Here is a 26,150-nt window from a genome sequence, read left to right on the forward strand (position 1 = left end):
CCTGTAGCGGGTCTGGCTGAGCATCTTCTGGCCCGTGTCTTTTTGTCCATTGCGCATAACATGACTTGACCGTGCGTGTTCCCGCCTTTCAATAGGGGGCTGCACCGCTTTATCTGTCAGTCTGGAATCTGTATGCGCCCTGTTCTGCACCGCCGTACATTTGGTTTGGGCCTGACCGCGCTTCTGGCCGCCCCCACAGCCGGACGGGCAACCAGCATACCCGACCTGATGGACCGCCCTCCGCCCGAACTGGAGGAGTTAAAGTGGCATCCCCCGCTCCGGGAGGCCATTCAGGCACTCATTAACGCGCATGGCCATTATTCCGACACCTATAATGGCAACGCCCCCCCTTATGTGGTGATGGACTGGAACAACACCGCCATAGTGGGTGATGTGCAGCAGACATTGTTCCTGTTCATGCTGGAACACTTCTGCTTTTTGCTGCCGGCCCAGAAGTTCCGCAGCCTGATCCATGTGCACGCATCCAGCCACCCCCTGCCAGCCCCCTTTGCAAACCTTGCCGGGCAGCCGGTTACTTTTCCCGACCTTGTGAGCGATATTGTAGAGGATTACAGCGCACTGGCCGCCCGCTACGGGCACATGCCCCACCCCATTGCGCGTGAGGAATTACAGGACAACCCCGCCATGCTGGCCTTCAGGGCACGTATGGCATTCTGCCATCAGGCGGTGGCCGCCCTGCATGGCCCCGATGCGGCACAGCAATGGCTGATCCGGCTGGTTGCGGGGCAAACCCAGACCGATGTGATTACCCTGAGCCGCGCCGCCAATGAATGGTGCCTTGGGGCGTCGATCAGCAACCAGAGGTGGGTCTGCCCTGCCTCCCGCCCCGGCAAAGCTGGCCCTGTGCAGGCAGACATAACGCAAATGCTGCGGCTAACGCCCGAAATGGGCAACCTGCTCCAGATTTTGCAGGAACACGGGATAGACCCCATTATCTGCTCTTCCGCGCTGGAGGACCTGATTGCCCTGTTCGCCACCTCGGCCGAATACGGCTACAACCTGCGGCACGAGCACGTGTTTGGCGCGCGGCTGGTCGAGCGCAAGGGCGTTATGGAACCCACCGAGGTCTCCCACTACCCATTCCCCGCAGGGGTTGGAAAAACCGAGCTGATCCGCCTCCATTTTGAACAGAAACGCAAACAGCCCCCCCTGATGATCTTTGCGGGGGAAAGCAGCACGGCCAACCTGCTCAAATCCTTCCCCGATACACCGTTATGCTGCCTGATCAACCGCAAACAGTCCGAGGATATGGAGGTCTTCCTGCGCGAGGCCGCACAGCCCACCACGGCTGGCACGCCCCGCAGGCTCTACCTACAGGGGCGGGACGAAAACACGGGCGAATGGCGGCCCCATACCAGTAGCCTGCTACTGGGCAGCACAACCCCCACCCTGCCCGCCTGAACCGCCGGGCACAGGGGAGCAGGCTGGACTACAGGCAGATTACGCGGACCAGACCTTGCGCGGCTTCCAGCGATTGAGCAGCAGGGAGTTGCTGACCACCGAGACGGAACTCATGGCCATGGCTGCCCCGGCAAAGACCGGGTCCAGCAGCCCAAAGGCTGCCAATGGCAGGCCCAGTATGTTGTAAATAAAGGCAAAAAACAGGTTCTGCCGAATTTTGAAAACCGTTGCGCGGGACAGCGAGAGCGCATCCACCAGTGCTGTCAACTGGCTGCGCACAAGCACGACATCGGCTGTTTCGAGCGCAATATCGGCCCCAGCACCAATGGCAAAGCTGACATCGGCCAGCGCAAGGGCGGGCGCATCGTTAATGCCGTCCCCCACCATGCCTACGCAATGCTGGCCATCGGCCCGCAATCGCGCAATCTGGGCGGCCTTGCCATCTGGCAGCACATCGGCCACGACTTCATCAATACCCACCTGCCGGGCTACAGCCTGCGCTGCACGCGCGTTATCCCCGCTGAGCATGACAACCCGCAGGCCCTCGCTCCGCAAGGCGGCAATAGCAAGCTGGGCTTCCGGCCGCACCTGATCAGCCAGCCCAAAATAGGCAACCACCGCACCGGCACGGGCCAGCGCAACAATGCTCTGCCCGCGCGCCTGCCAGCCATCGGTCAAGGCATGGTCAACCGGGTAGCCAAGCTGGAGCATGTAGGCCAGCGAGCCCATATGCACATCCTGCCCATCCACGCGGGCCTGCACCCCCTGCCCCGGTATGGCTTTAAAGTCGCTCAGGGCCGCAGGCTGGGCACCCCGCTCCGTGGCGTAGGCCACAATGGCGCGGGCCAGCGGGTGCTCGGAACTCTGCTCCAGCGCACAGGCCAGCCCAAGCATGGCCTGTTCCGCCACACCCGGCGCACTTTGCACCTGCACCACACCGGGCCGCCCCATGGTGAGCGTGCCGGTTTTGTCCGTAACCAGAATGTCCATCTTGCGGGCTTGTTCCAGCGCATCCGCATTGCGGAACAGAATACCTGCCTGTGCGCCAAGGCCCGTGCCAACCATAATGGCCGTGGGCGTTGCCAGCCCCAAAGAGCACGGGCAAGCAATAACCAGCACGGACACGGCATTGACCAGACTGGCCCCGAAGTCATGCGTGATAACCCAGCCAAGACCAAGGGCCAGCACGGCCAGCACCAGTACGGCGGGCACAAATACAGCCGCTACGCGGTCAGCCAGACGCTGCACGCTGGCCTTGCTGCCCTGTGCCTGCTCCACCATGCGCACAATGCCCGAAAGTACGGTTTGCGTGCCCACCTTGGTGGCCTGCACGCGCAATGCCCCGGTCTGGTTGAGCGTACCTGCAAACACGCGGTCCCCTGCGGTTTTGGCAACGGGAGCACTTTCCCCCGTTAACATGGCCTCATCCAGATCGGACTGGCCATCAAGCACCTGCCCGTCCACGGCAACGCTCTCACCGGGGCGAACCATAAATACGTCACCGGGCACAAGCTGTTCCACCGGCTGTTCCACCCACTGGCCATTGCGCTCCACCTGTGCCGTGCGGGGTTGCAGGTGCAGCAGGCTTTGCATACCTGCGCTGGCACGGGCCTTGGCGCGGGCCTCCAGAAGCCGCCCAAGCAGAACAAGGGTCATGACCAGTGCGCTGGTTTCAAAATACACAGGCTGGTCAAGGCCAAACAGCATGACAACGGTGCTGAACACAAAGGCAATGCCCGTGCCCATAACCACCAGCACATCCATATTGGCAGCCCCACTGCGCAAGGCATGCATGGCCCCGCCATACAGGGAGCGCCCACACCAGACCTGCACAATGGCTGCCAGCACACATTGCGCCCACAAGGGCAGCATGGCTGTGTGCAGCCCTGCCAGCATGCCCAGCATCTGCCCCACAAAAGGCAGGCTCAGCACTGCAGCAAGCACAAAATTACGCCATTCATCTCGCAACGCGGCCTTGTGCTGCGCTGCCTGCGCATCCGGGTCCTGCTGGCTGTACAGGGTTGCGCCGTAACCCGCTTTTTCCACCCGCGCGATCAGGGCCGCGGTATCCACCACACCGGGCACAAAACTGACATGCGCACGCTCGGTCGCCAGATTGACCGATGCCTGAACAGACGGCAGGGCATTAAGCACTTTTTCCACCCGGCTTACGCAGGAAGCACAGGTCAGCCCGGTCAGGGCCAGATCCACACTGGTCGTCTGGGGCGCAAAGCCCGCGCTGTGCACGGCGGCAAACACCTGTGGCAACTGGGTGGTGGGGTCCTCCAGCGTGACCTGCGCCCTTGCCGTGGCAAAATTGACCGACGCCTGCAAGCCCTGCTGGCGGTTAAGCACTTTTTCCAGCCGGGTGGCACAGCTGGCGCAGCTCATGCCCTCTATGGGAAAACTGACAATCTGGCTCATGCTCTTGTTGCTCCGCGCCCGTGGTCGCACAGACCGGGGCCAAACATGCTTACACACAGGGGGTGGTCGGGTTGGAACCGCATCCATTCTTCTTGCCATATATGCCCCCTAGGGGTATATTTAAAAGATGCTGTGTCGTTCTTTCCTGCATCAGATGGTGATGGGCTGCCTGCTTGTGCTGGCCGCAACACTGGGGCTTTGGGCTGCGCATACACCCGCGCGGGCGGCACAACCTGCCATGGCCCATACAGCCATGCACATGGCCGGGCACAGCATGGCGGGCACACCCCCCCTGCACAACCACACACCAACAGCCATAAGCTGCCCCACAACCACGGCCGCCACACACCACCTTATGCACCACCACGGCGCATGCTGCATGACGGGGAATGCCCTGTCTGTTGTTGATACAGCGGTTGGCATGCTGCCCAATGGCCTGTTGTGGCACACCCGGGCACGCCCGGTTTTTGCAACACCCCCTACCCTGCCCGACCGCAGGGCCGCCCCCCTGCTCCGCCCACCCAGACTGCACACGGCCTGACACATCCGCCGGAGCCACAGCTCCGCCCGATCAGCCAGACGCCCTGCCCCCGTGCAGAGCGCGCAGTATGGACCAGACCATGCCCAATTCCTCCCTCCGCCATGGCAGGGGCATTGCACGCCGCCAGTTTATAACTGGTGCCAGCGCGCTTGCCGCCATGGCCACCCTGCCTGCCACACCCCGTGCGCAGGCGGATACCCTGTTTGACCCCATTATTCCCCCCAACCCACAGCAGGTTTATGACCTGACCATAAGCCCGATGGCCTGCACCATTGCCGGCAAAACCCAGACCATACCGGCCATGAACGGCAGCATGCCCGGCCCCACCCTGCGCTGGCGCGAGGGGGAGACGGTAACCCTGAACGTGCATAACCATCTGGCCGAGGACACCTCCATCCACTGGCATGGCATACGCTGCCCGGCCGATATGGATGGCGTACCCGGCCTGAGCTTTGGCGGCATTGCGCCGGGGCGGAGCTTTACGTACCGTTTTCCCGTCAAACAGAGCGGAACCTACTGGTACCACAGTCATTCCAACATGCAGGAAGCGCGGGGGCTGTATGGGGCCATTATCATAGACCCCCGCACCCCACCGGCCACAACATGGGAGCGGGATTACGTTATTCTTCTCTCTGACTGGTCGGACGTGGCCCCGCACGACATTATGAATAACCTGAAATTTCAGGACGACTACTACAACTTCCGCCAGCGGACGGCTGTCTCCCTTGTGCATGACGCCAAGCGGGATGGTCTGGGGGCCGCCATAAAAAACCGCCTGCAATGGGCAGGCATGAACATGTCCGCCACCGATATTTCAGACGTAACCGGGATTATTTACACCTACCTGATGAACGGCTGCACGCCCGATACCAACTGGACCGGGCTGTTCCGCCCGAACGAGCGGGTCAGGCTGCGCTTTATCAACGCTTCTTCCATGACCTTTTACGACATCCGCATTCCCGGCCTGCAAATGGATGTGGTGCAGGCCGATGGCAACGACGTAGCACCCGTGCGGGTTGATGAGTTCCGCATTGGTGTGGCCGAAACCTACGACTGCATCGTGCAGCCTACGGACAGCAGAGCCTACACCATTTTTGCCCAGACGGAGGACCGCACGGGCTTTGCGCGCGGCACGCTGGCCCCCGAGCAAGGTATGCGGGCCACCATTCCCCCCATGGACCCACGCCCCGTGCGCACCATGCTGGACATGGGCATGCCCTCCACCATGCAGGGTATGGACATGAAAGGCATGGATATGTCCGCCCCCAAACCGCTTGCCGCCCACACGCCCCCGCTGAATGTTGAAAACCAGAACATTGCCCGCATGCCCACCGACCGGCTTGCTGACCCGGGGGATGGACTGCGCGATAATGGCCGCAGGGTGCTCACCTACGCCGACCTGCGCGCCCTGCACCCGGTGGCAGATACCCGCCCCCCCTCGCGGGAGATCACGCTCCACCTGACCGGCAACATGGAGCGCTACATATGGGGCTTTGACGGCAAAAAATTTTCCGAAGCAGAGCCAATTCCCCTGCGGCTGGGCGAGCGTGTCCGCTTTACCCTGATCAATGACACCATGATGGAACACCCCATTCACCTGCACGGGTTATGGAGCGAACTGGAAAACGGGCAAGGCGCTTACAACCCGGTCAAACATACCATTATTGTGCAGCCGGGCAGCAAGCTCAGCTACCTTGTCTCGGCCGATACGCCCGGATTGTGGGCCTATCATTGCCACCTGCTCTACCATATGGACCTTGGCATGTTCCGCACAGTGGTGGTGTCATGAGCAGATACACCCCCGCCGCCTGCGCGGCCCTGCTGCTGCTTGGCATAAACCTGCCAAACACCAGCCCCGCCCGTGCTGCCAGCCCACAACCCGCCATGGCGGGTATGGCAGGCATGGAGGATATGCCCGGTATGGACATGAGCGAGGGCATGGATATGCCAGCCCACCCGGCCCCGCAGCCCACCACCCATGGTACGGCGCACCCTGCGGCTCCCTCCCACACGGCGGCCCCACCTGCGCCTACCACCCATGCCAGCACGCCCCACCCGGCCACTTCCGCCACCAGCGGAGTGAGCACACAGCCCCCGAACCCCACTACATTCCGCGTGAGTCTGCCCCCCCTGGCACCCAGCAGCCAGTGGCCGGCTACCCCACCGGCAACGCCAGTCGTGCATTATGTGCACAACATGCCCCCGGTCATGGACCACAGCACTTATTTTCATGTTCTGATGGAGCAGTTTGAAGGCCGCTATACTGCGGGGGACAGCCTGCTGCGCTATTCCGGGCAAAGCTGGTTTGGCACCGACCACGACAAGCTCTGGATCAAGTCCGAAGGCACGGTGGACGGGCACCGCCATATGAGTGATGGCGACCACGAATTTTTATATGACCATGCCATTTCCACCTATTTTGACCTACAGGCCGGCGTGCGGCTTGATCTGGATAGTGGCCCAACCCGTGCGTGGGGGGCTGTTGGGGTACAGGGGCTAGCCCTGTACTTTTTTGATGTGTCAGCCACAGCCTACTTTAATGCCCAAGGTGTAGCGGGCAAGCTCGAAGGGTCCTATGACCTGCTGATTACCAACCGCCTGATCCTGCAACCTCAGGCAGAGTTCAACTTCTATTCCCATACAGATGCCCAGCGTGACGTAAGCCGGGGTTTTTCCGACATTGATGCGGGTTTGCGCCTGCGTTACGAATTCAAGCGCAAAATAGCTCCCTATATTGCCGTGACCTATGCCGGCCATTACGGCAACACCGCAAACCGCAGGCCAAACTGGCACGGCACAGCCGATAACGGGCCAGAGGACATCCGCTTTACCTTTGGCGTGCGCACATGGTTCTAACCCCTGCCAGCGCCTGACCGGCACACTCCCTTTTGCGTCCGGCGCGCAGACATTCTACACAGGGAGCAAGATCACACTCCGGAACGGCTGCGGGGCCTGAAAAGCCCCTGCCCCGTTCCGGCCCCTGCCTCTTTTGTTCAGAACAGCCTGTAGAAGCCCATGTCCACAGACAAACCCGGTTGCCATGCCTGCACACCCCCCACCCCGGCCAGCACGGAACGGCACGTAACCCAGCCGGACAAGACTGCCCTGATCAACCGCCTTAAACGGATTGAGGGACAGGTCGGGGGGATACTGAACATGGTGCAGGATGACCGCTACTGCGTGGATATTCTGACCCAGCTTTCCGCCGTTAAATCCGCGCTGGATGGCGTGGGGGTGCAGATCCTGACATCCCACGCCAAAGGCTGCGTGCGCACCGCCATTGCTGAAAACGGCGGGGAGGAAGCACTGGAGGAACTCATGGGCGTTATCCGCAAAATGGTAAAATAGGACATTCTGCCAAAAGACCGCCCTCCCGCTATATTGACCCGGCCAGACATCCTCCGTAAAAAGCGTCAGTTTTCATCCCGCGATGCCCCATCAGGCGCAGCTTTACTGAGCGCCGGAGGCGCCGCTTTCCCATGTCCATGACTTTTGCCGACCTCTCCCTGATGGAGCCGCTGCTCCTTGCACTGGCCGAGGCAGGCTACGTAAGCCCCACCCCCATTCAGGCCCAGTCCATTCCCCTGCTGCTTGAAGGCCGTGATCTGCTGGGTCTGGCGCAAACAGGCACGGGCAAAACAGCCTCTTTTGCGCTGCCGCTCCTGCACCGCCTTGCCGCAAACCCGCGCCCGGCCCCCAAAGGGGGGGCGCGTATTCTGGTTCTGGCCCCCACGCGTGAGCTTGTGTCCCAGATTGCCGATGGTTTTGAAAACTTTGGCCGCCACCTACCCTTTAGCGTCACAACGGTATTTGGCGGCGTAAGCCAGATGCATCAGGTCAACGCGCTCAAGGATGGTGTGGATATTCTTGTTGCCGCCCCCGGACGCCTGCTGGACCTGATCGAACAGGGGCTTTGCGACCTGTCTCAGCTTGAAGCCCTGGTGCTGGACGAAGCCGACCAGATGCTTGATATGGGCTTTGCCAAACCGATTGAGCGGATTGTGGCAACCCTGCCCAAAGACCGGCATACCGTGCTGTTTTCCGCTACCATGCCCAAATCCATTGCCGCACTGGTGGAAAACCTGCTGCGCGACCCGGCCAAGGTGGAAATTGCCCCCCCCTCCACCACCGTGGACCGGATTGAACAGTCGGTCATGTTTGTGAACGCCGCCGACAAAAAAACAGCCCTGCTCGCACAGTTGCAGGAACCTGATATTGGTCAGGCGGTTGTTTTTACCTTGCAGAAAAACATTGCCAACGAAGTCTGCTCTTTTCTGACCGATGCCGGGATTACGGCAGAAGCCCTGCACGGCAACCGCTCACAGGGGCAGCGGGAGCGCGCGCTGAATGCGTTCCGTGAGGGCACGGTGCAGGTTCTGGTTGCAACGGATATTGCAGCCCGCGGGATTGACGTAGATACAGTCACGCATGTTTTTAACCACGACCTGCCAAGCCTGCCCGAAAGTTACGTCCACCGCATAGGCCGCACCGGGCGTGCGGGGCGGCGTGGCATTGCCGTAACCCTGTGCGATGCCGAACAGCGCGCATGGCTCCATGATGTGGAACGGGAGATCGGGCAGACCCTGACCGTCCATACCGAGCATGAATGGCACTCAGAAGACGCCCGGAACTCCACCATGCGCGCGCCTGTGCTGGGTGGCGGGCCGGTCAAGCAGGTCAAACCGCAGGTCAAGCGTGAGCGCCGGGTCTGGACTGAGGAAGAAAAACAGGCTGCACGCGCTGCATCCCAAAAAACAGCCTGAATAATACGGCTATTTTTACAGGCAGGCATGGCATAACGCTGCCATGCCTGCCCCGGTTACCGCACGCACGGGGTTAGTCCCGTGCAGCAGCCACGCCATCGCGCACGCGCTGGCCTATGGTGGCATCAATATTAGTCCAGTATTCAAACACCCGAGACAGCACAGGTTCTTCAACACCCTGTAGAACATGGCCGACAATATTGCTCACCAGCCTGTCCCGCGCGGCACTGTCCATAACGCGGTTGATCAGGGCATTGGCCTGCGCAAAATCATCATCATCGGCGCGTAAGGTGTAGGCTTCTCGCACAAAGGCCCCATCGGCCGCCCAGACTGCGTTATCTGGAAAACGCTGTGCATCCGCCACCGGCCCACCTTTGGAGTTGGGTACATAAGCCGGGTCGTGCGCGGGGTTCATGCGCATTGTGCCGCCCTTGGTGTACCCATGAACGGGACATTTGGGTGCGTTAACCGGGATCTGCTTGTAATTCACGCCAAGGCGCGCACGGTGGGCATCCGCATAAGCAAACGCACGGCCGAGCAACATCTTGTCTGGCGATAGGCCGGTGCCGGGTACAAAATTGTTTGGTTCAAACGCAAGCTGTTCGATCTGGGAATGGAAATCCGTTGGGTTCCGGTCAAGCGTGAGCCTGCCGACATCGGTCAGCGGATAGTCCTCATGCGGCCAGACCTTGGTCAGATCAAACGGGTTGATGTGGTAGGTTTTGGCATCCTCATACGGCATGATCTGCATTTTGAGTGTCCAGCTTGGATACTCCCCACGCCGGATTGCCGCGTACAGGTCCCTGCGGTGATAATCCGCGTCCTGCCCAGCAATTTTACCAGCCTGCTCCTGCGTCAGGCATTGAATACCCTGATCGGTTTTGAAGTGGTATTTAACCCAGAACCGCTCCCCCCGTGCATTGACCCACATGTAGGTATGGCTGGAAAAACCATCCATATGCCGCCATGACGCCGGAATACCCCGGTCCCCCATAAGCCAGGTAACCTGATGTGCGGTTTCGGGGCTGAGGGTCCAGAAATCCCACTGCATGTCGTTGTCACGCAGGCCGTTATCGACCCGGCGCTTCTGGGAGTGAATGAAATGCTGGAATTTGAGCGGATCACGCACAAAGAAGATCGGCGTATTGTTGCCGACCATATCAAAGTTGCCTTCATCCGTATAAAACTTCAGGGCAAAACCGCGTGGGTCCCGCCATGTGTCGGGGCTGCCAGCCTCCCCTGCCACGGTTGAAAACCGGGCCACAACCTCGGTCCTCGCACCCGGCTGCAAAAACTTTGCACAGGTGTACGCGCTCATGTCGTGCGTGACTTCAAACTTACCAAATGCACCGCTCCCTTTGGCATGGGGCTGGCGGTCGGGGATCATCTCGCGATTAAAGGCCGCCATCTGCTCGATAAGGTAATGATCATGCAGAACTATGGGACCATTCGCGCCAACAGTGAGCGAGTGCTCATCGCTCGAAACCGGGATACCGGATTCCGTTGTGTGTATTTTCACGGTTGAATCATTTGTCACCACGGTCTCCTTCGCGTGTTCGCCGTACACTTATGCAACGCATATCCTGTGCCGGGTGTTCACTTCCTGCTCATCACTTTTTCCGGCAAGGCAATGACCGGCATAGGCAAACGGGAGCGTACCTGCCCCCCCACACCCGCTTTAAGGCTCCACTGTCAGCCAGCAGGCCAACGCAGCAGCATAAGCACTCAACCAGAAGCCTGCCTGTGCGCTTTACGTCCCCAGCATACGCCGCACGGCAGCCACCAGATCATGGCGGCAACGCTCGGCCAGCGCAGAAGGCAGCAGGTCAAACCCATGGACCGCACGGGCATACACCACCAGCTCGGTTGGCACGCCAGCATGCCACAGGCGGTGTGCAAACGTCACATCCTCATCCCGGAACAGGTCCAGCGCGCCGGTTACGATAAATGTTGCAGGCAGCCCCGACAGGTCATGCATAAAGGTGGGGGACAGGTAAGCAAACCGCGGGTCATCCCCTGCCAGCGCCCCCCGCACTGCGGACCATGCGTGCCGGTTCTGTGCGCGAGTCCAGACAAACTCCCCGGTTGTGGGGTCATCCCCCGGGGCATCGGGGCTACCTGTGCGCAGGTCCAGCATAGGGTAGATCAGGGCCTGACCGCACAACCTTACCTGTGCGCGGTCCCGTGCCAGAAGAGCGGTAGCCGCCGCAAGGCAACCGCCCCCGCTATCGCCCATGACCATAATACGCGCGGGGTCTGCCCCAAGCGCACGCACGTGCTCATGCAGCCATACCAGCGCGGCGTAAATATCCTCCAGACCACCGGGAAAAGGCGTTTCCGGTGCCAGCCGGTAATCAACCGACACAACCAGAGCCGCCGTATCTGCCGCAAGGCGCTCCAGTGCCCCGGCCTGCATGTCTGGCGTGCCCGCGATCATGCCGCCACCATGAATATTGAGAATAACAGGCACAACGCCCTGAACACCCACCGGGCGGAACAGGATAATCCGCACATCTGGCGCACCCTTGGGCCCGGGGATGATGCGCTCCTCAAATCTGGCTGCGGCGGATTGCAGGAGTTCTGTTGTGCCTTCCACCAGAGCACGGCGGAATTCTGCCAGATCATCCTGCTCAGGGTTGAAGGCTGGAAACGACGCCACCATCCCGCGCTGCTGTTCATCAACCAGACCAAGGGTTGTCATCGTCAACACTCTCCATTTCTCTTGCGGGTCAGCAAGATCATAAAGAGCCGTCACGCAGGATAACAATGACCCCTACAACAATTTGAAGACTACCGTTTTTCAGCCAGCCCCGGCACGCAAAGCGCCCTCCTTTGCAAGGCTGGGAGCGATGCAGATACAAAAAAGGCTCCCCCACCTGCTGGTGGGGGAGCCTGTAAGCACAGCGTAAACGCCGTAAGGGTCGCGGTCTTAGTTCTTGGTTTTGTCAACCAGACGGGACTTGGCGATCCAGGGCATCATGCCACGCAGTTTTTCGCCAACGGCTTCAATCTGGTGGGCATCGTTACGAGCACGGGTCGCTTTGAAGAACACGTTGCCGGACTTGTTTTCCAGCACGAAGTTACGCACGAAGGTGCCGTTCTGGATGTCCGTCAGGATGTCCTTCATGGCCTTCTTGCTTTCCGCCGTGATCACGCGCGGGCCAGACACGTACTCACCATACTCCGCAGTGTTGGAGATGGAGTAGTTCATGTTGGCAATGCCGCCTTCGTAGATCAGGTCCACGATCAGCTTCATTTCGTGCAGGCATTCGAAGTAAGCCATTTCCGGGGCGTAACCGCCTTCAACCAGCGTTTCAAAGCCAGCGCGGATCAGCTCGACCAGACCACCGCAGAGCACGGCCTGTTCACCAAACAGATCGGTTTCCACTTCTTCCTTGAAGGAAGTTTCGATCGTGCCTGCACGGCCACCACCAATGGCGGATGCGTAGGACAGGGCGATGTCCAGAGCCTTGCCGGACTTGTCCTGTGCAATGGCCACCAGGCAGGGCACGCCACCGCCACGCTGGTATTCGGAACGCACGGTGTGGCCGGGGCCTTTGGGTGCGATCAGGAACACGTCCAGATCAGGGCGGGCTTCGATCAGGCGGAAGTGGATGGACAGACCATGAGCAAAGGCAAGTGCTGCACCCTGCTTGAGGTTCTTTTCCAGGGATTCGGTGTACAGTGCGCCCTGACCTTCATCGGGGGTCAGCACCATAACAACGTCTGCCCAAGCAGCGGCCTTGTCGGGCGTCATAACCGTAAAGCCAGCATTGCGGGCTTTTTCCGCTGCCGTGGAGCCTTCACGTAGGCCGATCACAACGTCGGAAACACCGCTGTCCTTCAGGTTGTTGGCATGGGCATGGCCCTGGCTGCCGTAACCGATAACGGCCACCTTTTTGGACTTGATCAGGTTAACGTCGGCGTCACGATCATAATACACGCGCATAGCCATTATACTTTTCTCCCTGTTGCCGGGGGTCAGTCCCCGGCGTTGCACCTGTCTATACTTCAGAAGTTCTGAATTGTCTGCGGCCCGCGGCAAATGGAGGCAACCCCGGTGCGGGACACCTCAACCAGCCCGAGCGGGCGCATCAGCTCAATAAAACTGTCCAGCTTGTCTGTGGAGCCGGTCAGTTCAAACACAAAGGAACTGGCGGTTGTATCAACCGCCCGTGCCCGGAACGCCTGTGCAATGCGCAGGGCTTCGGTCCGTGGTTCACCAGAGGATACCACTTTGACCAGAGCCATTTCCCGCGCAACATAAGGCCCTTCCGCCGTAAGGTTGACCACGCGCGAGACGGGCACAAGCCGCTCAAGCTGCGTTTTGACCTGCCGGATGGAAGACTGCGTGCCCGTGGTGACAATGTTCACACGGGAGGTGTGACCATGCTCATCCACCGGAGCCACGGTCAGGCTCTGGATGTTGTAACCACGGCCCGAGAACAGCTCCACAATACGGGCAAGAGCCCCGCTCTCGTTATCCACCAGAAGGGAAATAACAGCGGAACCGGAAACTTCGACCTGCATACTCATGTTTCTCGCAATCAAGGCAGAAGGGACAAGACGGAACCTAAAAGAACAGAACTGGCTAATCAGACCAGCATCTGCCCTTCCTTGCTGATCGTGGCACTGCTTGCTTCCTGCTCCGGGCCAAGGATCATCTGGTTATGGGCGGCACCAGATGGAATCATGGGGAAGCAGTTTTCCCCCTCCGCCACGCAAATATCCACCAGCACGGGGCCATTATGCTCCAGCGCCTTCTGGATGGTGGCATCCAGCTCGTCCAGCCGGGTCACGCGCAGGCCGGTGGCATGGAAACTTTCCGCCAGCTTTACAAAGTCCGGCAGGGCATCGGAATAGCTTTCCGAATAGCGCGAACCGTGCAGCAGTTCCTGCCACTGGCGGACCATGCCCATGTAGTGGTTGTTGATGATGAAAATCTTAACCGGCAGGCGGTACTGCGCGATGGTCCCCAGTTCCTGAATATTCATCAGGGTTGAGGCTTCCCCTGCAATATCCATAACCAGCGCATCGGGGTGCGCAATCTGCGCGCCAACGGCGGCAGGCAGGCCGTAGCCCATGGTGCCAAGCCCGCCCGATGTCAGCCAGCGATTGGGGGCATCAAAGCGGAAGAACTGCGCCGCCCACATCTGGTGCTGCCCGACTTCGGTGGAAACGTACGTATCCCGCCCGGTCTGGCGTGCCAGTTCGTAAATCCGCTGGATGGCCTGCTGCGGCTTGATCACGGCATCGGGGGCCTTGTCCTGCCCAAAGCGCAGGCAGTCCAGCGCGCGCCAGCTTTCAATCTGTGTCCACCAGGCATCCAGGTCAGACTTATGGGCGTAGGCGGGCTGTTTTTCCCACTCTTCGATCATCAGATCGATAATCTGCCCGACATCCCCCACAATGCCTTCGTTGACATGCACGATCTTGTTGATCTGGGAGGGATCAATATCAACATGGATTTTGAACGAGCTGGGGGAGAACGCATCCAGCCGCCCGGTTACCCGGTCATCAAACCGGCTGCCAAGGGCGATCAGCACATCGCAGCCATGGGTTGCCAGATTGGCCTCATACGTCCCGTGCATGCCCAGCATGCCAAGGAATCGCTGGTCCGTACCGGGGAACGCCCCCAGCCCCATGAGCGTGGATGTTACGGGAAAACCCGTCAGCTCCACCAACCGGCGCAAAGCGGCACTGGCCTGCGGGCCGGAATTGATAACCCCGCCACCCGTGTAAAACAGCGGGCGTTTGCCTGCCTTCATGGCTGCCACGGCACGGGTAATGGCCGCACGGTCTGGCTGGGAACCCATGCGGGTGGTGCGCGGGGTTACGGCGTGTGCCTCCACATAAGGGGCATCGCCCACCGTAATGTTCTTGGGCAGGTCAATCAGCACCGGGCCGGGCCGGCCGGAGCGGGCAATGGCAAAGGCCTCATGCACCGCAGGCGCCAGATCTTCAGGCTTGCGCACCAGATAGTTGTATTTGGTAACCGGGCGGGTAATACCCGTTGTATCCGCTTCCTGAAAAGCGTCATTGCCAATCAGGGGTGTGGGCACCTGCCCGGACAGGCAGACCAGCGGAATGGAATCCATCATGGCGTCCAGAAGGCCGGTTACGGCGTTGGTCGCCCCCGGGCCACTGGTCACCAGCACCACCCCCACCTTGCCGGTCGAGCGGGCATAGGCCTCCGCCGCGTGCACGGCCGCCTGCTCGTGGCGCACCAGAACGTGGCGGATGTGATTCTGCTTGAACAGGGCATCATAAATAGGAAGAACGGCGCCACCGGGGTAGCCAAAAATAACCTCCACACCCTGTTCGACCAATGCGCGCAGAAGAACTTCCGCACCCGGCAGGGTGGTGGTTGTCTGAGCGTCCAGTGTGGTCGAACCCGTTGTGCGTGTCATAGCGTCCTCTCTTCCCGGAATTGGGAGCAGGTCGCCTGTTTAGGACCCGATATTGGGTGCGTCAATCCCCTTTAGAATAAAAGAAATAATTTCATCATACTTTCTTTCCGAAAATTGCTCAAAATCGGAAAAACAGGCATTAACCATACAGGTCAGCCCCTCCGCAGTAAGCGGATGATGGGCAAACCATGTAGCCTGCCGCTTGGTGTAGCGCCCTGTGGCGGCAACGGCACGGGTTGCGGCTTCGGCCTGTGTAATCTCCCCCCGCAGCATGGCGGCCAGTTCGGGCACGCCATGGGCGCGCATAGCGGGCAGGTCCGGGTCCAGATTCTGTTGTAACAGGGCGCGCACCTCCTCCACGCCGCCCTGCTCCAACATGGCAGTAAACCGGGCCTGTATGCGCGCACGCAGTTCCACCCGGGACGGGTCCAGACGCACAGCGACAAACCGGGCCGGGGCGGGCGGCAGGCCGGGCTGGGCCAGCCACCAGTCCAGCCCATGGCCTGTGGCCTGCCATACCTCCCACGCACGGGCCACACGCTGCGAATCCACTGGCTTGAGGCGTGCGGCCGTTTGCGGGTCCACCTCCATAAGCCGCTCATGCACGGCGGGGGCCCCTTCCTCCGCCACCAGAGCGCGGGCAGCCTGCTGCACGGCGGGGGGGCTTTGTGGAATCTGGGCCAGTCCATCGGTCAGGGCGCGCATATACATGCCCGTGCCCCCGCATAGTATGGGCAACTGCCCCGCGTGCCATGCCTGCTGCATGGCTGCCAGCGCCTGCTCGCGCCACCATGCCACGCTCCCCTTATGGGCGGCGGGCAGCACACCATATAACCGGTGCGGCACGCGCTGTTCTTCCGCCTCGTCCGGGCGGGCGGTCAGCACACGCAGGTCTTTATAAACCTGCATGGAATCCGCGTTAATGACCACGCCCCCCAACTGCTGGGCCAGCCTGAGTGCCAGGGCGGATTTGCCCGAACAGGTCGGCCCTGCCAGTACAAGGGCCGGGGGCTGGCTTTGCGTATAGCGGGTTGCCGGGCTGGGGCATGGGTGTTCTGCTTGCTTCATGTCCGTATTCCTGCCACACACCCAAGTGCCATGACGAGCCTTGTTCTGACCCTTGTTGCCCCCCGTGAGGCAACAACACTCGATACCGCCACAATCTCCCTCGCGCGTGATATTATCCGTGCCCAGGGTGAAACCGTTATTCTCTCCCCCGGAGAGGCAGTGGATATTCCCTGCCCGGCCAGCACGCCAGACGTGCTGGCCCAGTTACACACACATCTTGGCAGCAAGGTGGACGTGGTACTGACCCCCGCAGAGGGCCGCCGCAAAAAACTGCTGGTCTCGGACATGGACAGCACCATTGTCGCCAACGAAACACTCGATGACCTGGCAGCCCTTGCCGGTATTGGGGACAAGGTTGCCGCCATTACCACCCGCTCCATGAACGGCGAGCTGGATTTTGCCACCTCCCTGCGCGAACGCGTAGCCCTGCTTAAAGGCCTGCCCCAAAGCCTGCTGGAAAAAGCATGGCAGGATGTACGCCTGAACCCCGGCGCGGTGGAAATGGTGCGCACCATGCGTGCGCATGGAGCCTACACCGCGCTGGTATCGGGTGGGTTTACCTTTTTTACCTCCCGCGTGGCCGCCCTTTGCGGGTTTGAGGAAAACCACGCCAATACTCTGCTGACCGATGCGACCGGCCACCTGAGCGGTGCCCCCGGCCTGCCCATTCTGGGCGCACAAACCAAACTGGACCTGCTGGAACAACTCAGCACGCGCCACAAGCTGGCCCCCGAGGCTACTCTGGCCATTGGCGATGGCGCAAACGACCTGCCCATGCTGCGCGCCGCAGGGCTGGGCATTGCCTTTTTTGCCAAGCCGGTTGTACGTCAGGCCGTAGCGGCCCAGATCAACCATACCTCGCTCCGCACGGCACTATTCATGCAGGGCTACCCCGCATCCGCTTTTGTAAGCGCATAACCCGTAACACCAGCCGCTGAGCGCCTGTAAAAAAGTAAGGCAGCACCATGCAGTTTGACCCAAGGGATATTTCAACCTACCCCATAGCCCGCGTCATCAGTATTGTACTGGGCGTGGGGCTGGTGCTGTACTGCTTCAACTTCTACCTGACTCTGCCACAGGACACACCCGAGCATGTCATGCGGCATGTGGCTGCGCTGATTGTCGGCACCATTCTGCTGCTGGGCAGTATCTGGATCTAAGGTCAGCTCAACCCGCCCTGCTTTTCCCATGAGTGAAGCGGGCAGCACTTCCATCTTTTAGAAGTCAATGTTCCCCTCCCTACTGCCCCCTGCACCTACTGCAAGGGTATGCGTGCTTGTGCGTTGCCTACCCCTCCCCCCTAGGGTAGGATGATGTATGGTTCATCATTCTCACCCCCTTATCCGGCGGCAACTGCAACAGGCCCACGGGCATCTGGCCAAAGTTATTGCCATGCTCGACGAAGGCCGAAGCTGCTCCGACCTTGCGCAACAGCTTGAGGCCGTGGAAAGTACGATCCGCAAATCCAAGCGCATGCTGGTGCAGGACCACCTTGAACACTGCATTATAGACGCCATTGCCGCAGGCGAGATGAGCCGCGAGGATGCCTTGCAGGCTTTTGCCGCCCTGACCAAATACCTGTAAGCGCATGCTGCATGTTTTGCGCCACCGCACCTACCGCCACCTGTTTGGGGCACAGCTTGTTGCCCTGACCGGCACTGGCCTTGCCACCGTTGCGCTGGGGTTGCTGGCCTTCCGCGTAGCGGGGGGGCATGCCGGGGCTGTGCTGGGCACCGCACTGGCCATAAAAATGCTGGCTTATGTGGGCCTAGCCCCCCTTGCCGCAGCTTTTGCAGGCCACCTGCCCCGCCGCACGGCACTGGTTCTGCTGGACTTTGTACGCTGTGGTGTGGCCGCCTGCCTGCCGTTTGTGAACACGGTCTGGCAGATTTACGTTCTGATCTTTGCCCTCCAAGCGGCTTCGGCTGCATTTACACCGACGTTTCAGGCGACCATCCCCGATATTCTGCCCGACGAGCAGGATTATACCGATGCGCTCTCCCTCTCCCGCATTGCGTATGACATGGAGAGCGTACTCAGCCCGTTACTGGCCGCAGCCCTGTTGAGTGTCGTGTCCTTCCACGCCCTGTTCGTGGGGACTGCGCTGGGCTTTTTGGGTTCTGCCGCCCTTGTCATGTCTGTTCGCCTGCCCGCCCCCAGACCTGCACCGCACCGGAGCGTGTACGAGCGCACAACCCGTGGCATACGCCTCTACCTTGCTACTCCGCGCCTGCGGGGCCTGCTGGGTATTAACATGGCCGTTGCTGCGGCAGCCTCCATCGTGCTGGTCAACACGGTTGTTTATGTGCAGGGCACATTCGGTTTGGGGCAGAGCGCAACAGCGCTCGCACTGGCCTGTTTTGGAGCAGGCTCCATGCTGGCAGCTCTTGGCTTACCCCGCGTGCTGGCACGCAGGGCAGACCGCACGGTTATGCTGGGTGGGGCCAGTGTGTTGTGTGTGGGGGCTGCTCTGGCCATAAGCGTGCCCAGCTATGGCTGGCTACTGCCACTCTGGGCCGTGCTGGGCGTTGGGTATTCCGTTGCACAAACACCTTCTGGCCGCCTGCTCCGCCGCTCCGGCACGGCGGAGGACAGGCCCGCACTGTTCGCGGCCCAGTTTTCGCTCTCTCATTTATGCTGGTTGCTGGCTTACCCACTGGCCGGGCGCGTAGGGGCTGCGTTTGGGCTGCCTGTTGCCGCTATGGGGTTATGCGTGCTGACCGTTATGGCCACGGCACTGGCGTCTCTGGTCTGGCCTGCAGACAACACGGGCACCCCCGAGCCGGCTCCCCTGTAGCCTGATACATTCCAGCCAGCCCAATACTGGGCCGGAGGCAGCACACTGGGTACTGCCCCAGCCTTCCATGCACTATAGGCGGGCTAGAAGCCGAGCCTGCTATGCATTTCCCCCACCAGTTCGGCCGTGTCATCCAGTGGGGTTACGTACCATGGCGTGGGCAGGCGGATAGCACTCTCACCCAGCACACGCACGCGCCCGGCCAGTTCGAGTTCCTCAACAAACTCATTGATCCGGCGGGATTTGCCAGGCAGCGGAAAAACCGTAACAGGCGCACGCCCTGCCACGGATTCGGACATCATGGAAACACTGTCTATGGTTACAAGCAGGCTGTCGGCACAGGCGATCAGCCCGATATAGGGGTTATCCCCCTCCCCATCCCATACAAAGCCACCTGCGGGTTCTATAATTTCCTTCAGTGCGGCCAGTGCCTGCGGGTCTGTCCGGCGGGAGGCGGTCACAATCAGGCTGCCGCCTTCATCCTTGCGGGTCTGCACCAGCACATGGGCCAGCCTGCGGGCTTCTGCCTCACCCAGCTGGAAGCGCCCGTTGGAGCCACCAACAAGGGCGGCTACCAGCGGGCGGGGCAAATGGGCAAACCGTGGCTCCCACTCCTGCCGGGCACTTGCAAGCTCCTCGGGGGTAAGGCCATGCAACGCGGTGCGGCCGAGCAGAACATTGGGGCCAGAAATATCATCATGCCGGCAGGCCAGAATCAGGTCAAAACGGGCGAGCGACTGCCGGGGGTTCTGAATCTGCACCACCGGGCGGTGGTGCGCGCGCAGGGCTGCCCCAATGGCGCCACCCTTGCCACCAATGCTGATCACCACATCCGCGCGCAGCAGGTCCTTGTGGGATTCCAGCATCTGCCCGCTGCTACCACGCAGGCATGTGCGGCCAAGCCAGCGCGGGCCAGCCAGTGCCACACGCGCCACACGGCTGGGGCATACAGGCTGGAACGTACCGTCCCACCCGGCACGGTGGGCAAGCCCCAATGCCTGCGAACGCATACCGGCAAAATTTTCCCCCACCACAAAAGCGTGGGGTGCCGCACGCGGCAAATCCTCTACCGGGTTCGAGCCAGTTTGCGCACCTGCATACATTGCGCTCGCCATAACGCGCATTCCTCCGCTACACATCGGCCTTTGCAACCACGCGCCCTGCATGGTCCGCTTTGTCCTTGCTATCGGTTTGTCTTTAAAAGCAAGGCACCTTGTACGCATTCCAGACCACGAGAAAGGCAACAGTATGTCCGCTAGCTTTAAGGATACGGGTCTGTCCCCAGCCCTTTGCGCCCATGCACAGCAGGCGGGAATGACACATCCGACCCCCATCCAGCTAGCGGCCATTCCCGCAGCACTGGAAGGACGGGACATTCTGGCCACCGCCCCGACCGGCACGGGCAAAACCGCAGCTTATGTGCTGCCCATGCTGCACAGGCTGCTCAAGGCCCGCAAACCCCGTACATTGCTGGTTATGGTGCCCACGCGTGAACTTGTGTTGCAGACCGCCAAGGTCTTTCGCGCCTGTCTGGGCGAAGGGGGCAAAAAGCAGGCAAACGCCAGAACACATACCCCCCCCATTATCTGCCTGTATGGCGGCGCGGACCGGGACGAGCAGGCCGCAGAACTCATCCAGACCAGCGGCATGAGCCGTATTCTTATTGCCACACCGGGGCGTCTGCTGGACTTTATTGGCACAGGCACATGCGACCTTACGGACTGCTTCCAGCTTGTGATGGACGAGTGCGACCGCCTGTTCACCCACGAGTTTGAGGAGGAAACCCGCACCATCCTCAACTACCTGCCCACACCACGCCAGACACTGGCTTTTTCCGCCACCATGCCGGCCGCGTGCAAGGCCATGCTGGCCAGCATTGTGTACAAGCCGGTGGAACTGAGTGTTGAAAAACCACCCGAGGAGCGCCCCGCCATCCGTCAGGGTGTGCTGTTTCTGGAAGACGAACAGAAGGCAGCCTTCCTCAAGACATTTTTTGGTCGCAGCCCCAAAACACGCAGCATCGTGTTTGTCCGCACCAAAGCGGAAGCGGATGTGCTGGCCGCCACACTCAAAAAAGCACGTCTGGCCGTGGCCCCCCTGCATGGGGACCTGACACAGGACAAACGCACCAGCACTGTGGCCAGCTTTGGCTCTGGCCGCCTGTTTATTCTGGTCGCAACCGATGTGGCCGCCCGTGGGCTGGATATTGCCTCGGTCGCGCAGGTTATTAACTACGACGTGCCCGAACAGCCCGAAACCTACCTGCACCGCATTGGCCGCACAGGCCGCGCGGGGCAGAAGGGCTCCGCACTCACCCTGTGTTCGGGGGCCGAACGCAAGCGCCTGCGGCAGGTGGAGGTTGGCGCGCATGTCAAACTCCGCGTGCTCAGCACGGAGCAGGCACTCCCGCCTGCAACGCCGTCTGGTCCGCGCGCTGTGGCAGGCAAGCCGCGCCCAAAAACCAAAGGCGCATAACCACACCCGCCACCACAACACGGGCATGTCCCCCATGCCCGCAACACCTCCACACCACCGTGCAGGGAGGGGATTGCAGCCACACGCAACCCGAACCATACTCAGGCCCATGTGGTGCAGTTTTTTCCTCCCTCACCCATTGTGCCAATCTTTGGGGACAACACTCCGTTGCAAAGCACCGGGGCAGCCATGAGCTGTGCCGCAAAGCGCAAACGGGGTGGCAAAAGCTCCTACCGCTTCCGCACCCTGCCAGAGGTTCTGCCTCCCCCTCCGCCACCGCTCCCCCACGCACCACCGCAAGACCCCTTGCCGGACATAACACCATGGGTGCAGGGGAACTGCGGCATAAGAGGGGTCCATCATTTTGAAAGCCACAGGCCCGGCCCCCACATTGCCATAACGGCTTTGATGCACGGCAACGAATATGCCGGGGCCGGAGCCCTTACCCACCTGCTGGCAACGCCCCTTACCCCCACACGGGGGCGGCTAAGCCTGATTTTTCTTAACCCGGATGCCTACGCGGCGTTTGACCCCCGCCACCCCTCCCGCTTCCGTTATATTGAGGAGGACATGAACAGGCTGTGGGCCCCCAAGCTTATCCACTCCACACACACATCCCTTGAAATGCAGCGCGTGCGCGAACTTGTACCCGTGATTGACACGGTGGACGTGCTGCTTGACCTGCACACCATGACATGGCCTTCCGCCCCCCTGCTGCTGACCAGCATGGCGGAACGCAACCTGCGCATGGCCAACACTCTGGCCTGCCAGCAGGCAGACCCTCCACAGGTTGTGCTGGATCAGGGCCACCCCACCGGGCCCCGCCTGATTGATTACGAGCGTTTTTCCACACCATCAGGCACGGCACGGGCCTGCCTGCTTGAAGCCGGGCAACACTGGACCCGCAGCGCCACCCAGCACAGCCTGAGCATGGTCCGCGCATTTCTGGCCCAGCATGGCATGGGGCCGCCTTTACCCACCGCCCCACACCAAGGCGGGATCAATGCCGTGGTGACCGATTGTGTGGAAGCCCATACCGCAGGCTTTGCCTTCCTGCGCCGCTATACGGGTGGAGATATTATTGAACGCGCCCAAACCCTGATTGCCGTGGATGGTATGGACGAAATCCGCACCCCCTACGACAACTGCATGCTGGTCATACCCAACCTGCGCCCCCGCCGGGGGCATACGGCTGTCCGGCTGGCGCGCCTTCTGTAGAATCAAGCCGGCAGTACAGGCTCAAAGCAAGGCGTGCCTTACGGCTCTGCCGTTGCAACCGGGGAAACACCGCCCTGCGCATCGGGCAGGCGGGGGGGAGGCGGCAGCGCGAGATAGGCCAGACGTTTGGTTTCCCGCCGCCCCAGCGCAACGCTATCCAGAATAAGACCACACCCCATGGAAAATACGGCCAGAATGACCAGCCCGGTCGCCAGAACAGCCGTGGGCAGGCGCTGCACCAGCCCGGTCCGGAAAAAGTCCAGAATAACCGGCAAGCCCAGACCAATGGCGCAAACCAGCACAACCACACCAATGGTGGTAAAGAACATCAATGGCCGTTCCTGTTTGACCAGATTGATGATCATACCCAGAATACGGAAGCCATCGCTATAGGTATTCAGCTTGGAGGCCGAGCCGGGGGGCCGTTCCACATAACGGGTTGGCTGCTCGCCAATAGGCATGGCCAGTTCCAGCGCATGAACGGTAAATTCCGTTTCCGTCTCAAACCCTGAAGACAGGGCAGGAAAGGATTTGACAAACCGCCGCGAAAAAACCCGGTAGCCCGAAAGCATGTCTGACAACCGGCGCCCGAACACACTGGTGACAAGCCCGGTAAGCACCTTGTTGCCCAGAACATGGCCGCGCCGGTAGGCATCCACCCGGTCGGTAACACGCGCGCCATTCACCATATCCAGCCCGTTGGTGTAGGCGGTTTTCAGCATCTCTGGTGCAGCAGCGGCCTCGTATGTGGCATCCCCGTCCACCAGAATGTAAAAATCGGCTTCAATGTCTGAAAACATGCGCCGGATCACGTAGCCTTTGCCCTGAAGGGATTCAGAACGAACAATGGCACCAGCGGCCAGCGCGGTTTTGACCGTCTGATCCGTGGAATTGTTGTCATAAACATAGATTGGCGCATTAGGCAGTGCTGCCCGAAAATCCCGAACAACTGACCCTATGGTTATTTCTTCATTATAGCAGGGTATTAAAACCACAACTTTAATATCAGCTAAAAATGACTTAGAAACATCCATTGAATCACTTACACTCTACTATATGGATGGCGAAAACTACTTTTCCACACCTCAATCCATCCATGTTGTCCAAGGCTTTTGCGTTGTATTTATTTCATTTTTTTTCTGTTGTATACGCCGCTGCATAAATTTCATTTTTTATAAAACAGGCTGCATATCTTTTCATATTCCGGGCATGAACAGACCAGCAAAAAAGGCGCGGGAGAAACCTCCCGCGCCTTTTAAGGCAGAACCGATTTAAACGCGGATTAGCGCGTATAAATGGGGAAGCGTGCACACAGGGCCTTAACCCGTTCATGCACAGCGTTTTCCACTGCGGTATCACCTTCCCCACCCGAGGCGGCAAGGGCGGTCAGCACTTCATCAATCATTTCACCAACCTGGCGGAACTCTGCTTCGCGGAAGCCACGTGCCGTAGCAGCAGGGCTGCCCAGACGCACGCCAGAGGTAATGGCAGGTTTTTCCGGGTCAAACGGAATGGCGTTTTTGTTGGCTGTAATGCCCGCACGTTCCAGTGCCTGTTCCGCTGCCTTGCCGGTCACCTTTTTGGGCCGCAGGTCAACGAGCAGCAGGTGGGAATCCGTGCCACCAGTCACAATATCAAACCCACGCTCCACCAGCACTTCGGCCAGCACAGCGGCGTTCTTCTGTACGGCTTTCTGATATTCCTTGAACTCAGGGCGCAGGGCTTCGCCAAAAGCTACGGCTTTACCGGCAATAACATGCATGAGCGGGCCGCCCTGCAGACCGGGGAACACGGCAGAGTTGATCTTTTTGGCCAGTGCTTCGCTGTTGGTCAGGATCAGGCCGCCACGCGGGCCACGCAGGGTTTTATGCGTGGTGGAGGTTACAATGTCTGCATATTCCAGCGGATTGGGGTACAGGCCCGCAGCAACCAGACCGGCAAAATGCGCCATATCCACCATAAGCAGCGCACCCACTTCGTCCGCAATGCGGCGGAAACGGGCAAAGTCGATAATCCGCGGGTAAGCGGACCCACCAGCCACGATAATGGAGGGCTTGTGCTCGCGCGCAAGGCTTTCCATCTGGTCGTAGTCCAGCATGCCGTCCTGCTGGCGTACGCCATACTGCACGGCATTGAACCATTTGCCCGAATAGTTGGGAGCTGCACCGTGCGTAAGGTGCCCACCCGCTGCAAGGCTCATGCCCAGAACGGTGTCACCCGGCTTGCCCATGGCCATGAACGCGGCCTGATTGGCATTAGCACCCGAATGCGGCTGCACGTTGGCAAAAGCTGCACCAAACAGGGTTTTGGCCCGTTCAATGGCCAGGGTTTCCACCTTGTCCACTTCCACACAGCCACCGTAGTAGCGGCGGCCGGGGTAGCCTTCGGCGTATTTGTTGGTCAGCACACTGCCCTGCGCCTGCAAAACAGCCTCGGAGGCCATGTTTTCGCTGGCGATCAGCTCAATCCCATCCTGCTGGCGGGTCAGCTCTGCGGCAATGGCGGACGCAACGTCCGGATCCGTCTGGGTCAGCGGCGCATGAAAAAAACGGTCCAGATCCGTGTGGCTCATTCGGGTGTTCCCTCAAAATCAAACTGTCGTTTGGCAACATGCCTGCCGGGCGGCAGATGGTGGTCACTCTATACGGTTCTGGCACGCTCTTTGCCAGACCATGTTCCACACTGCTTTTTATAACAGACACAAGCGCTGGGTGCTCTCTTACTCCGTTCCTTGCGCCCCTGACAGGAGAAAAACGCAAAAGGGGCGGAACTCTCCCCCTTTTGCAGCCCTGCACTTTTGCCCTCCGCACAGGCTTGCATACACCACTAGCACCAGCCCCGGCATGACACGGAGGCTGGCCCCCGCGATAGCTGCGGATTCGCATACCGTGGGCATTGCAAAACCACGCGGAGCTGACCTTTACCCCAGCGGGGTTGCATAACAGGGGCAGGAGCGCATACTCCCCCCGTTTTGTTCACCCCTGTGCTGCCATGGACAACCAGCCAAGCCTGCCCCGTGGCAAACACCGTGC

General features: G+C 60.3%; 22 protein-coding genes. 12 read left to right on the forward strand and 10 right to left on the reverse strand.

The window, feature by feature from the left end:
• Positions 1–132 precede the first annotated feature (132 nt).
• Positions 133–1,422: a lipoprotein pyruvate-formate lyase gene (locus HK20_RS03130; protein WP_086645603.1), complete on the forward strand. Its 1,290-nt coding sequence runs from the start codon at positions 133–135 to the stop codon at positions 1,420–1,422.
• A 39-nt stretch (positions 1,423–1,461) separates the two neighbouring features.
• On the opposite strand, the gene HK20_RS03135 is transcribed toward HK20_RS03130, so the two are convergent.
• The gene (locus HK20_RS03135) at positions 1,462–3,846 is read right to left on the reverse strand and encodes a heavy metal translocating P-type ATPase (RefSeq protein WP_086645604.1); all 2,385 of its coding nucleotides are present in this window, start codon (positions 3,844–3,846) and stop codon (positions 1,462–1,464) included.
• A gap of 127 nt (positions 3,847–3,973) precedes the next feature.
• Between HK20_RS03135 and HK20_RS03140 the strand changes: the two genes are divergently transcribed.
• The 5 genes from HK20_RS03140 to HK20_RS03160 all read left to right on the forward strand — a co-directional run bounded on the left by HK20_RS03140 (position 3,974) and on the right by HK20_RS03160 (position 9,150).
• Positions 3,974–4,387, forward strand: a complete 414-nt coding sequence (locus HK20_RS03140) for a hypothetical protein (RefSeq protein ID WP_086645605.1) — start codon at positions 3,974–3,976, stop codon at positions 4,385–4,387.
• Positions 4,388–4,466: 79 nt separating this feature from the next.
• Positions 4,467–6,176, forward strand: coding sequence for a copper resistance system multicopper oxidase (locus HK20_RS03145; RefSeq protein WP_086645702.1), 1,710 nt, complete (start codon positions 4,467–4,469; stop codon positions 6,174–6,176).
• 155 nt (positions 6,177–6,331) lie between these two features.
• Entirely contained in the window at positions 6,332–7,243 is a 912-nt protein-coding gene (locus HK20_RS03150) for a copper resistance protein B (protein ID WP_369823008.1), read from the forward strand.
• 159 nt (positions 7,244–7,402) lie between these two features.
• Entirely contained in the window at positions 7,403–7,735 is a 333-nt protein-coding gene (locus HK20_RS03155; RefSeq protein WP_086645607.1) for a metal-sensitive transcriptional regulator, read from the forward strand.
• 131 nt (positions 7,736–7,866) lie between these two features.
• The gene (locus HK20_RS03160) at positions 7,867–9,150 is read left to right on the forward strand and encodes a DEAD/DEAH box helicase (protein ID WP_086645608.1); all 1,284 of its coding nucleotides are present in this window, start codon (positions 7,867–7,869) and stop codon (positions 9,148–9,150) included.
• A gap of 73 nt (positions 9,151–9,223) precedes the next feature.
• On the opposite strand, the gene HK20_RS03165 is transcribed toward HK20_RS03160, so the two are convergent.
• From HK20_RS03165 to miaA, 6 genes are all read right to left on the reverse strand, one after another.
• Positions 9,224–10,669 (reverse strand): catalase, encoded by a 1,446-nt coding sequence (locus HK20_RS03165; RefSeq protein WP_233129052.1) that lies wholly within the window; start codon positions 10,667–10,669, stop codon positions 9,224–9,226.
• Between the two features lie 231 nt (positions 10,670–10,900).
• A complete protein-coding gene (locus HK20_RS03170; RefSeq protein WP_086645609.1) occupies positions 10,901–11,851 on the reverse strand; it encodes an alpha/beta hydrolase in 951 nt (316 codons plus the stop codon).
• A 228-nt stretch (positions 11,852–12,079) separates the two neighbouring features.
• Positions 12,080–13,099, reverse strand: a complete 1,020-nt coding sequence (gene ilvC / locus HK20_RS03175; protein ID WP_086645704.1) for a ketol-acid reductoisomerase — start codon at positions 13,097–13,099, stop codon at positions 12,080–12,082.
• A 62-nt stretch (positions 13,100–13,161) separates the two neighbouring features.
• Positions 13,162–13,680, reverse strand: coding sequence for an acetolactate synthase small subunit (gene ilvN / locus HK20_RS03180; protein WP_086645705.1), 519 nt, complete (start codon positions 13,678–13,680; stop codon positions 13,162–13,164).
• Between the two features lie 65 nt (positions 13,681–13,745).
• Entirely contained in the window at positions 13,746–15,560 is a 1,815-nt protein-coding gene (gene ilvB, locus HK20_RS03185; RefSeq protein ID WP_086645610.1) for a biosynthetic-type acetolactate synthase large subunit, read from the reverse strand.
• A gap of 39 nt (positions 15,561–15,599) precedes the next feature.
• On the reverse strand, positions 15,600–16,628 hold the full coding sequence (miaA, locus tag HK20_RS03190) for a tRNA (adenosine(37)-N6)-dimethylallyltransferase MiaA (RefSeq protein ID WP_086645611.1): 1,029 nt from the start codon (positions 16,626–16,628) through the stop codon (positions 15,600–15,602).
• A 30-nt stretch (positions 16,629–16,658) separates the two neighbouring features.
• Here miaA and serB point away from each other — a divergent pair, with 30 nt between their 5' ends.
• From serB to HK20_RS03210, 4 genes are all read left to right on the forward strand, one after another.
• Entirely contained in the window at positions 16,659–17,546 is an 888-nt protein-coding gene (serB, locus tag HK20_RS03195) for a phosphoserine phosphatase SerB (protein WP_086645612.1), read from the forward strand.
• A 47-nt stretch (positions 17,547–17,593) separates the two neighbouring features.
• Positions 17,594–17,788 carry a hypothetical protein gene (locus HK20_RS03200; RefSeq protein ID WP_086645613.1) on the forward strand — a complete coding sequence of 65 codons (195 nt, stop codon included), beginning with the start codon at positions 17,594–17,596 and terminating at the stop codon, positions 17,786–17,788.
• A gap of 157 nt (positions 17,789–17,945) precedes the next feature.
• Positions 17,946–18,212: a metal-sensing transcriptional repressor gene (locus HK20_RS03205; RefSeq protein ID WP_086645614.1), complete on the forward strand. Its 267-nt coding sequence runs from the start codon at positions 17,946–17,948 to the stop codon at positions 18,210–18,212.
• 4 nt (positions 18,213–18,216) lie between these two features.
• Entirely contained in the window at positions 18,217–19,425 is a 1,209-nt protein-coding gene (locus HK20_RS03210; RefSeq protein ID WP_086645615.1) for an MFS transporter, read from the forward strand.
• Positions 19,426–19,508: 83 nt separating this feature from the next.
• On the opposite strand, the gene HK20_RS03215 is transcribed toward HK20_RS03210, so the two are convergent.
• Positions 19,509–20,540: a mitochondrial fission ELM1 family protein gene (locus HK20_RS03215; protein WP_086645706.1), complete on the reverse strand. Its 1,032-nt coding sequence runs from the start codon at positions 20,538–20,540 to the stop codon at positions 19,509–19,511.
• Positions 20,541–20,673: 133 nt separating this feature from the next.
• Between HK20_RS03215 and HK20_RS03220 the strand changes: the two genes are divergently transcribed.
• The gene (locus tag HK20_RS03220) at positions 20,674–21,900 is read left to right on the forward strand and encodes a DEAD/DEAH box helicase (RefSeq protein ID WP_086645616.1); all 1,227 of its coding nucleotides are present in this window, start codon (positions 20,674–20,676) and stop codon (positions 21,898–21,900) included.
• Between the two features lie 189 nt (positions 21,901–22,089).
• A complete protein-coding gene (locus tag HK20_RS03225) occupies positions 22,090–23,118 on the forward strand; it encodes a succinylglutamate desuccinylase/aspartoacylase family protein (protein WP_086645707.1) in 1,029 nt (342 codons plus the stop codon).
• A gap of 38 nt (positions 23,119–23,156) precedes the next feature.
• On the opposite strand, the gene HK20_RS03230 is transcribed toward HK20_RS03225, so the two are convergent.
• Both HK20_RS03230 and glyA read right to left on the reverse strand, forming a co-directional pair.
• Positions 23,157–24,152, reverse strand: coding sequence for a glycosyltransferase family 2 protein (locus tag HK20_RS03230; RefSeq protein WP_086645617.1), 996 nt, complete (start codon positions 24,150–24,152; stop codon positions 23,157–23,159).
• 248 nt (positions 24,153–24,400) lie between these two features.
• Positions 24,401–25,690, reverse strand: a complete 1,290-nt coding sequence (gene glyA / locus HK20_RS03235; RefSeq protein ID WP_086645618.1) for a serine hydroxymethyltransferase — start codon at positions 25,688–25,690, stop codon at positions 24,401–24,403.
• Between the last annotated feature and the right edge of the window lie 460 nt (positions 25,691–26,150).

The sequence above is a fragment of the Acetobacter sp. DsW_54 genome (assembly GCF_002153575.1).
Taxonomy (GTDB): Bacteria; Pseudomonadota; Alphaproteobacteria; order Acetobacterales; family Acetobacteraceae; genus Acetobacter; species Acetobacter fabarum.

What these genes read in the sequence shown, in the direction of transcription:
- HK20_RS03130 (WP_086645603.1), top strand. Translation starts at nt 133, where the DNA reads ATGCGCCCTGTTCTGCACCGCCGTACATTTGGTTTGGGCCTGACCGCG.
- HK20_RS03135 (WP_086645604.1), bottom strand. Translation starts at nt 3,846, where the DNA reads ATGAGCCAGATTGTCAGTTTTCCCATAGAGGGCATGAGCTGCGCCAGC.
- HK20_RS03140 (WP_086645605.1), top strand. Translation starts at nt 3,974, where the DNA reads ATGCTGTGTCGTTCTTTCCTGCATCAGATGGTGATGGGCTGCCTGCTT.
- HK20_RS03145 (WP_086645702.1), top strand. Translation starts at nt 4,467, where the DNA reads ATGCCCAATTCCTCCCTCCGCCATGGCAGGGGCATTGCACGCCGCCAG.
- HK20_RS03150 (WP_369823008.1), top strand. Translation starts at nt 6,332, where the DNA reads ATGCCAGCCCACCCGGCCCCGCAGCCCACCACCCATGGTACGGCGCAC.
- HK20_RS03155 (WP_086645607.1), top strand. Translation starts at nt 7,403, where the DNA reads ATGTCCACAGACAAACCCGGTTGCCATGCCTGCACACCCCCCACCCCG.
- HK20_RS03160 (WP_086645608.1), top strand. Translation starts at nt 7,867, where the DNA reads ATGTCCATGACTTTTGCCGACCTCTCCCTGATGGAGCCGCTGCTCCTT.
- HK20_RS03170 (WP_086645609.1), bottom strand. Translation starts at nt 11,851, where the DNA reads ATGACAACCCTTGGTCTGGTTGATGAACAGCAGCGCGGGATGGTGGCG.
- ilvC (WP_086645704.1), bottom strand. Translation starts at nt 13,099, where the DNA reads ATGCGCGTGTATTATGATCGTGACGCCGACGTTAACCTGATCAAGTCC.
- ilvN (WP_086645705.1), bottom strand. Translation starts at nt 13,680, where the DNA reads ATGCAGGTCGAAGTTTCCGGTTCCGCTGTTATTTCCCTTCTGGTGGAT.
- ilvB (WP_086645610.1), bottom strand. Translation starts at nt 15,560, where the DNA reads ATGACACGCACAACGGGTTCGACCACACTGGACGCTCAGACAACCACC.
- miaA (WP_086645611.1), bottom strand. Translation starts at nt 16,628, where the DNA reads ATGAAGCAAGCAGAACACCCATGCCCCAGCCCGGCAACCCGCTATACG.
- serB (WP_086645612.1), top strand. Translation starts at nt 16,659, where the DNA reads ATGACGAGCCTTGTTCTGACCCTTGTTGCCCCCCGTGAGGCAACAACA.
- HK20_RS03200 (WP_086645613.1), top strand. Translation starts at nt 17,594, where the DNA reads ATGCAGTTTGACCCAAGGGATATTTCAACCTACCCCATAGCCCGCGTC.
- HK20_RS03205 (WP_086645614.1), top strand. Translation starts at nt 17,946, where the DNA reads ATGGTTCATCATTCTCACCCCCTTATCCGGCGGCAACTGCAACAGGCC.
- HK20_RS03210 (WP_086645615.1), top strand. Translation starts at nt 18,217, where the DNA reads ATGCTGCATGTTTTGCGCCACCGCACCTACCGCCACCTGTTTGGGGCA.
- HK20_RS03215 (WP_086645706.1), bottom strand. Translation starts at nt 20,540, where the DNA reads ATGGCGAGCGCAATGTATGCAGGTGCGCAAACTGGCTCGAACCCGGTA.
- HK20_RS03220 (WP_086645616.1), top strand. Translation starts at nt 20,674, where the DNA reads ATGTCCGCTAGCTTTAAGGATACGGGTCTGTCCCCAGCCCTTTGCGCC.
- HK20_RS03225 (WP_086645707.1), top strand. Translation starts at nt 22,090, where the DNA reads ATGAGCTGTGCCGCAAAGCGCAAACGGGGTGGCAAAAGCTCCTACCGC.
- HK20_RS03230 (WP_086645617.1), bottom strand. Translation starts at nt 24,152, where the DNA reads ATGGATGTTTCTAAGTCATTTTTAGCTGATATTAAAGTTGTGGTTTTA.
- glyA (WP_086645618.1), bottom strand. Translation starts at nt 25,690, where the DNA reads ATGAGCCACACGGATCTGGACCGTTTTTTTCATGCGCCGCTGACCCAG.